The organism is Nodularia sp. LEGE 04288, assembly GCF_963896525.1.
GTDB lineage: Bacteria > Cyanobacteriota > Cyanobacteriia > Cyanobacteriales > Nostocaceae > Nodularia.
Genome location: NZ_CAWQOY010000129.1, coordinates 35,325 through 41,839 on the forward strand (window position 1 = coordinate 35,325; position 6,515 = coordinate 41,839).

The 6,515-nt window shown below is 41.1% G+C and carries 5 protein-coding genes and 1 rRNA gene; 1 reads left to right on the forward strand and 5 read right to left on the reverse strand.

The window, feature by feature from the left end:
* Window positions 1-49: 49 nt before the first annotated feature.
* Together AACX33_RS17665 and AACX33_RS17670 are read right to left on the reverse strand one after the other, a co-directional pair.
* Window positions 50-1,204 (reverse strand): 5-(carboxyamino)imidazole ribonucleotide synthase, encoded by a 1,155-nt coding sequence (locus AACX33_RS17665; RefSeq protein WP_194003680.1) that lies wholly within the window; start codon window positions 1,202-1,204, stop codon window positions 50-52.
* Window positions 1,201-1,689: a pentapeptide repeat-containing protein gene (locus tag AACX33_RS17670; protein ID WP_194003682.1), complete on the reverse strand. Its 489-nt coding sequence runs from the start codon at window positions 1,687-1,689 to the stop codon at window positions 1,201-1,203. The genes AACX33_RS17665 and AACX33_RS17670 overlap by 4 nt, the downstream gene beginning before the upstream one ends.
* Window positions 1,690-2,258: 569 nt before the next feature.
* Here AACX33_RS17670 and AACX33_RS17675 point away from each other — a divergent pair.
* A complete protein-coding gene (locus tag AACX33_RS17675; protein ID WP_194003684.1) occupies window positions 2,259-2,579 on the forward strand; it encodes a hypothetical protein in 321 nt (106 codons plus the stop codon).
* Window positions 2,580-2,625: 46 nt separating this feature from the next.
* Here the strand turns inward: AACX33_RS17675 and AACX33_RS17680 are convergent, their stop codons facing one another.
* From AACX33_RS17680 to rrf, 3 genes are all read right to left on the reverse strand, one after another.
* On the reverse strand, window positions 2,626-4,539 hold the full coding sequence (locus tag AACX33_RS17680; protein ID WP_194003686.1) for a GTPase family protein: 1,914 nt from the start codon (window positions 4,537-4,539) through the stop codon (window positions 2,626-2,628).
* Window positions 4,540-4,890: 351 nt separating this feature from the next.
* Window positions 4,891-6,225 carry a hypothetical protein gene (locus AACX33_RS17685; RefSeq protein WP_194003688.1) on the reverse strand — a complete coding sequence of 445 codons (1,335 nt, stop codon included), beginning with the start codon at window positions 6,223-6,225 and terminating at the stop codon, window positions 4,891-4,893.
* 168 nt (window positions 6,226-6,393) lie between these two features.
* Window positions 6,394-6,511, reverse strand: a 5S ribosomal RNA gene (rrf, locus tag AACX33_RS17690).
* Window positions 6,512-6,515 lie beyond the last annotated feature (4 nt).

Consider the following 6,515-nt stretch of genomic DNA (forward strand, 5'->3'; position numbering starts at 1 on the left):
AGCCTTCCAAAACAGGTTGTGTGTTCAGTCTGAGAATTTTCTAGTGAACTTAACTGGGATACCAGATAGATTCTATATTCTGGGCTATGGTACTGATAGCATCTGGGTTTTGCTCATCCAGTAAAACGGTGACGTGTCCTAGTTTGCGCCCAGGACGTGATTCGGTTTTCCCATACCAGTGAACGAAAGCCTGGGGAATTGCGGCTAATTTTTGGCGCTGGCGTTGGTAGTCACTTCCCGAAATTTCATACCCCAGGAGGTTGACCATGACAGCACTAGCACAATTTAAAGCGGTATTTCCCAAAGATAAGCCACAAACGGCTCTCAAGTGCTGTTCAAACTGAGATGTTTCACAAGCGTCTAAGGAGAAATGCCCAGAATTATGGGTACGAGGGGCAATTTCATTTACCAAAATTTTCCCGGCGACGGTGAGAAATAGTTCTATGCCAAAAACTCCCACGACTTGCAGGTTATTTAGGAGAGTATGAGCGATCGCCTCAATTTCTGCGGCTTGATTCGGTGTAATATCAGCAGGTGCAATCACTCGCCGACAGACCTGTTCTTCTTGTTGAGTTTCTACCACCGGGTAAGTCACAACCTCACCTTCCACAGAACGGGCGGCAATTATTGCTAATTCCCGTTCAAAGGGGACAAATTCTTCAATTAAAAATTGAGATTGACTTATAGCATTATTTGTGTTACTGAAATCTAGCTTTTCCTGCAAATCATCTAAATCTTTAATAATGAAAGTCCCTTGACCATCGTAACCGTGCCGTCGGGATTTTAAAACCACTGGAAAACCCAGCTCTTCTATTTGAGACGCGAGATTTTCGGGTTCTTCCACCGCGAAAAATCTGGGAACAGGTAATCCCAAACTTTGTAAATAGCAGCGCTGATTATATTTATCTAAAAGCGGAGTTAAAGCTGCTAACCTGGGTCGAAAGCAAACACCTTGATGTTCTATAACAGATAAAGAATCTAAATTAACAAATTCATTTTCAAAGGTAATGACATCAGTTTTTTGTGCTAAAATCTCTGTGGACATAGCATCATCAACTTTAGCCAAAACAGTATCCTGTGCGATCGCTACAGCAGGATCATCCAAACTAGGAGTTTGCACCACTAATTTTACACCTAACTTTTTAGCTGCATCCCCCATCATCCAGGCCAATTGCCCACCACCAATTATACCAACACGCTTCATCGACATCCTAGAGAATAACGAGTTTCTACGCCAGTTTTAGAATTTACACCACTGGCTTTGTTGCACAGTTCTTTAATTTGCACGCCATCCAAAATTGCATCAGTGAAATCCGCACTGTCTATATTCACATCAGTAAAAATAGAACGCAGCAACAGAGCTTCTTGCAAAACAGCATCGCTCAAATCAGCCCCTGTCAACTTTACCTGATCCACCATAGCATTAGTTAAATCCGCCCCGTGCAGATTCGCTTGCGTCATTACCGAAGCACTCATGACGGCTCCCCGTAAGTCAGCATTTTCAAAGTTAGCTAATTCCATATTGGCGTTAGAGAACTCAGCCGCTTGTAAAGTTTGTCCAGAAAAATCACGTCTGGCTAACTCTGCATTACTAAAAGACATGGGATGAGTCCAATCTGCCCAAGCTGGTGAAGCTAGGAACCATACAGTAACCCCTAAAATAAATGCTAATCCTTGTTTCCAAAACATAATCAAGTATCTAATGGTTCTCTTTAGCTTACCGCATTTGAATTTGGGCTTGACCTGCGTAGGTTGGATAGAGGAACGTTAACGTAGTTTGCCGAAGGAGTAACCCAACAAATATTTGAGGTATAGCGCCGAAAATGTTGGGTTTCGCTTTGTTCAAACCAATCTACGATTATTAGGTTTTCAATTTGTAGGTGTAATTGCGTCAGCCTTTCTCTGTGTGAGCAAAATTACTTGCCCGATTACAGATAAATTTGCCACAATAAAACCAATAAATCCGAATTCTTGACTGCAAATTAGTAGGCGACGTTCACTGAATTATTTACAATCCTTAATAATGTAATTGATAAGTAAAGATTATTGTATTTTGAGTTCAACAGTTAATATCGACTGTTAGGCTATGAATTATGTGAGCAGTTAAGCAATTCTTGTCTGTCAAAAATGCTCATATAGCTTTACAAGCGGAGACTTTATTCTAAGTTCCTAATGATTAATTAACTATTAAGGAATCTCCCACAAACTTATATTCACCAACTACACAAATTCCACAAGTCTTAATTACCAACACCCTTATGACTCATTACTCTATTGATTGGATTGAAGCCTGGTGCCAAGAAAATGGCTGGACAGAATTATTTGTCGAGCGGCGCAACAACTATTGGGCTTTTCCTCCTGGATGCGTAATGCCTGAACCAATTCCCAATCACATCCTCAACTTGATTAAAGCTGAAAAGGGCTTCACTGTTGAGGAAAGAGTCTGGTCAGCATCGGCGGTAATTGGCACAATCGTAGCTATTGTTTCTACAGTTGTATTCAAATGTCCCATGCCATTAGTTTTGGCGTTCGCCTTTAACGCTGTGACTGTAGCTCAACTTGAAATTGAAGATGCATAGCCGCAAGGCGGAAGTCAAAAGTCAAAAGTCTTATTTTATAGGCTTTTTATTCATTTAAATAGTAATTAAACCGTTCCTGTAATTTTTCTACACTCATATCTTGAGTCCAGTATTCCACGATCGCATGACCAAATGCCCAGGCGTTGCGGTCAGATGCAGCAGAGTTTTCTAGTAGCAATGGCCAAAGAGATAGCAAATCAAAGTTAACAGGATTAACCTTACCTGTATGCAATAGGGAAAACAGGTCATAGGCCATTTGCAGTTTACCAATCACAATCGGCAATTGTTCCACTGGGATTTGCTCTGCCAACAAATACGCCAAAGTAGGAGAACCAGTTGATACTGTGGAAATAAATTGCAGCACAGGACTTTTCAGCAGTGCGGTTAGTCCCTGAGTTGTTGCCATTTGGAAAGTATAATGGTCGATGATTTTGGCAGATGCGGCAGTACGGGCTTCCAAGTTACGCAAAAAGCGGGCTAACCGGAGTTGTTTAGCCGGAGCGATCGCTTCTACAATTTGCAAAGATAGTGTTTCTACTCCCCAGGCGGCTCGACCTGTTTTGATATCGCTGGTCACAATCGGTAATATTAGATTACAGAAGTTATCCAAAAGTTGAGCGCGGTATTCGGTAGCATTGCGAATGGCAATTTCTTTGGGACGATTCCCCGATTCCCAATTGTATGGCGGTTCCCACTCCCGGATAGGACGCAGACGGTCTACTTGGGTAACAACTGCGATCGCAGGTAAATCTGCAACTTCCGCCCGCATATCTTGGAGAAAATCTACATCCATTTGTAGGGCGGGATCAAGGGCAGGGGTAACTAACAGTAGTAAATCTGCGTTTGTAGCATAATCAAGCACCAGATTTCGCAAATCACCACCGTTGACTTGTTCATAACCTGGAGAATCCCACAGCGTTAAACTTTCCCCGCTTGAACTTTGCCAATGATAATTTTGAATCTGGTCTGTGCTGGGTAAAACATCCACCTCTGCGAGATCAGCCTGAAATAAAGTATTAATTAAGCTGCTTTTTCCCGAACCTGTGCGTCCTACAATGAGAATATTGACGGGTTTTTGGGCAACTTCCTCGGCTGGTTCGGCTTTGGCTAATATTTCTCGCAGGTTTTGAGTCTTCGCTGTGGGTAGGGTGGGTGTAGAAATACTGGCTTCTGCAATTGGTAATTTGCTACCACTGTAAAGTGCGATCGCCTGACGGCATAAATTCCGCAAGGCATTTTCCCGTAGTAGTTGCCCTAAATTGACTAACAACTGCTGAGTTGCTTGGTTAGTATAACCCTTAGTAGCTTGCTTGGCCACTGCTGCTACAGGATTAAATAGCCACTGCGCCCAATTCAATGCCTGGAAAACTTTCCGAGCCGATGGCTCTAGTTTGCGATAGACTTCATAAGCTTGGTAAGCCTGTCCAACCGTAACCTGATTCAGCGCTGGTGATAACTTCTGCATCCACTGATCGAGGTCATCCATCGTTCCCCGAATTAACCCGTAAGCCTGGGGTATATAAATATTCAAGAGGGGATATTGAACTTGAGGATAATAGATATGCGCGATCGCTGTGACTAAATCTTGGCATCGTGTCCAAAAGGTTTGCCAATCTTCCCAAATCGGGCGATCGCTTTCTGCTGCTTTGAGAATCTGTTGCAGTGAGATTTCCGCTTGTTTGATATTGTCACTTTGGGCTGGTAGTCCTACTGGCTGATCTGCGGCTGATTCTAACTCTTCTGTGACTTCTGCCAAAGCAGCTTCTACCATATTGATTTGAGGTTTAGTCCATCTCACCAGCAGCCAGCGCCAGCCCACAAATACCAGGGTAAATATACCCCAAATCCAACTAATACCCCAGGTATGAATTTGCATCCCTGCGGAGATGAGTAAAAAAGTAATGATTATTGCAATGGGAAATGCTAATACTACCCATTGCCACAGTTTTAATCTCAGCATTTTCTGGTGATCCGCCCTAAATTTTGACACTCCCTATATCTATACTAAATTTATCCCAAAAAATTTTTATGGGGAGTGAAAAAAATACCTCACAAAAATCAACCTGCTATCGTTGTCGCTGTTTTAGATGAGCCTATCATCAGTAGTGAAAATGAATCTGGTAGCCCTTATTTTCTAGAAACACTAGACATCATATTAGGAATCATGATTGATGATCATACTTTTCTAACTTTTTACTATGATAGTAGGAGATTCGAGACTTACTAGATGGCCGAATTATTATTATCAAAGCGATGTCTAGGAGGGCTAACCCTACAGATAATTATATGATGGCTCCGCTAATGACTAATTTCATTTAAAACCCTTTGCTGACTTTTTTTGTCCCTTACCTTTGGGCTTAGATTTGTTAACTTCTGCGATGGCTTCTTGAAATAAATTGTGCAGATGTATCGGTACACTGGCAATTTCTGGTAAATCTGGCTCTATAAGTTTATCGAATTTCTGCAAAAGTAAATCTAAGTCATTTACCAGGTTAAACTCTGGACGTTGTAGAAAATCTTGCAACAACTTTTCTAGTTGAATTGGATAATTTTGGGCTAAACGATGCCAGATAAAAGCATTAATACTTTTGTCTTCCAGGTAGTGGCGAATTAGTTTTTCATTACCTGCAACATTTTGCCCATCCTCATCTGAGATAATTGCTTGCATTCTACTATAGGTTGGTAAAAACATTTGTCCCCAACGAGGATGAGAAAGAGCCGTAACTTGTTCTGCTTTCCTCAGTTCGGCAGGTAAATCAACCTTTGGCATGACCATTTTAGTCTTGCCGGTATTCTTATTATCTTTAAAAATTTGAGAAACTACATTTGAGTCTGCACCAACTTCTTTGGCAGCTGTTTGTATCTCTTCTTCGCTAACACCAGCTTCTTCTGCCATTTCCGCCAGACATTTGGAAGAATCAATTCCTGCCTCTGCCAAACGTTTTTCAGTAATTAACTCTTGAAATTCAGCTATTTTTTTATTCAGTTGGTATCCCGGTAATGTAATTTCATCACTGCCGAAAAAGTCTATAAACTGCTGATGATATTGCTCTACTGATTGCCAAGCTTCCTCTAACAAGTCAGGAGCATCGCTATAAAGATTATTTTTATAGTTTTCTTTGAAATTACCAATTGCTACAGCGAGTTTTGGCTTACCCAATTTACCCATGATGGTGTAGGGAGCAGAAAACATCCAGTTGCTATTATTAATGGGAAAAATATGAGTTAGTAATATTTCTCCTACTTTCAAGCGAGATAATTTCTCTAAAGTTTGAATATTATTTAGCTTGACAATGTAGTGCTTATCTGTAAGCCAATTAGTCAACTCAAAGCCATCGGATAAAACATTAGTTATGGCAAATAATCCAATAAAACTACGATGCCAGTTATTGAGTAAATTGCGATCGCTCTCTGATAAATCTTTATGGCTTTCGATAAACAAGTCAAGTGGTGACTTATCACCAACTTGTCCTTCTACAAGAAAGCTATCAATGATTAAGTTTTGCTGACTACTATCTCCACTACCTCGGCGCAAATGTTCTGCTGCATAAGTTTCTAGTGCTTCGGCTAGTTCTCCTTCTCCATCCAGGACAAAATCGACTAAGGCTTGCTTTAATTCGTAAGATCGTTCTAAAATGGCATCCACAGGTATATTTTTTGTGCAACAATTGCAGTTTATAGCTTCTAAGAGAGTTTTTGCATCTAGCGATCGCTAGATTTTATGATATGGGAAATATAACCAACGAAATAAAGCAAGAGAAAAAACAAAAGCCCCTTCAGTGATAGAAGAGGCTCTTATTTATTCAATTGATAAACCTGGCATCGAGCTATTTTTGCGTAGGGCTACCCCTAGACTATCGTCGCCGCAGCAGCGTTTCACCTCTGAGTTCGGGAAGGGATCAGTGTGGTTCCACCGCGCAATAGACACCAGGAAAA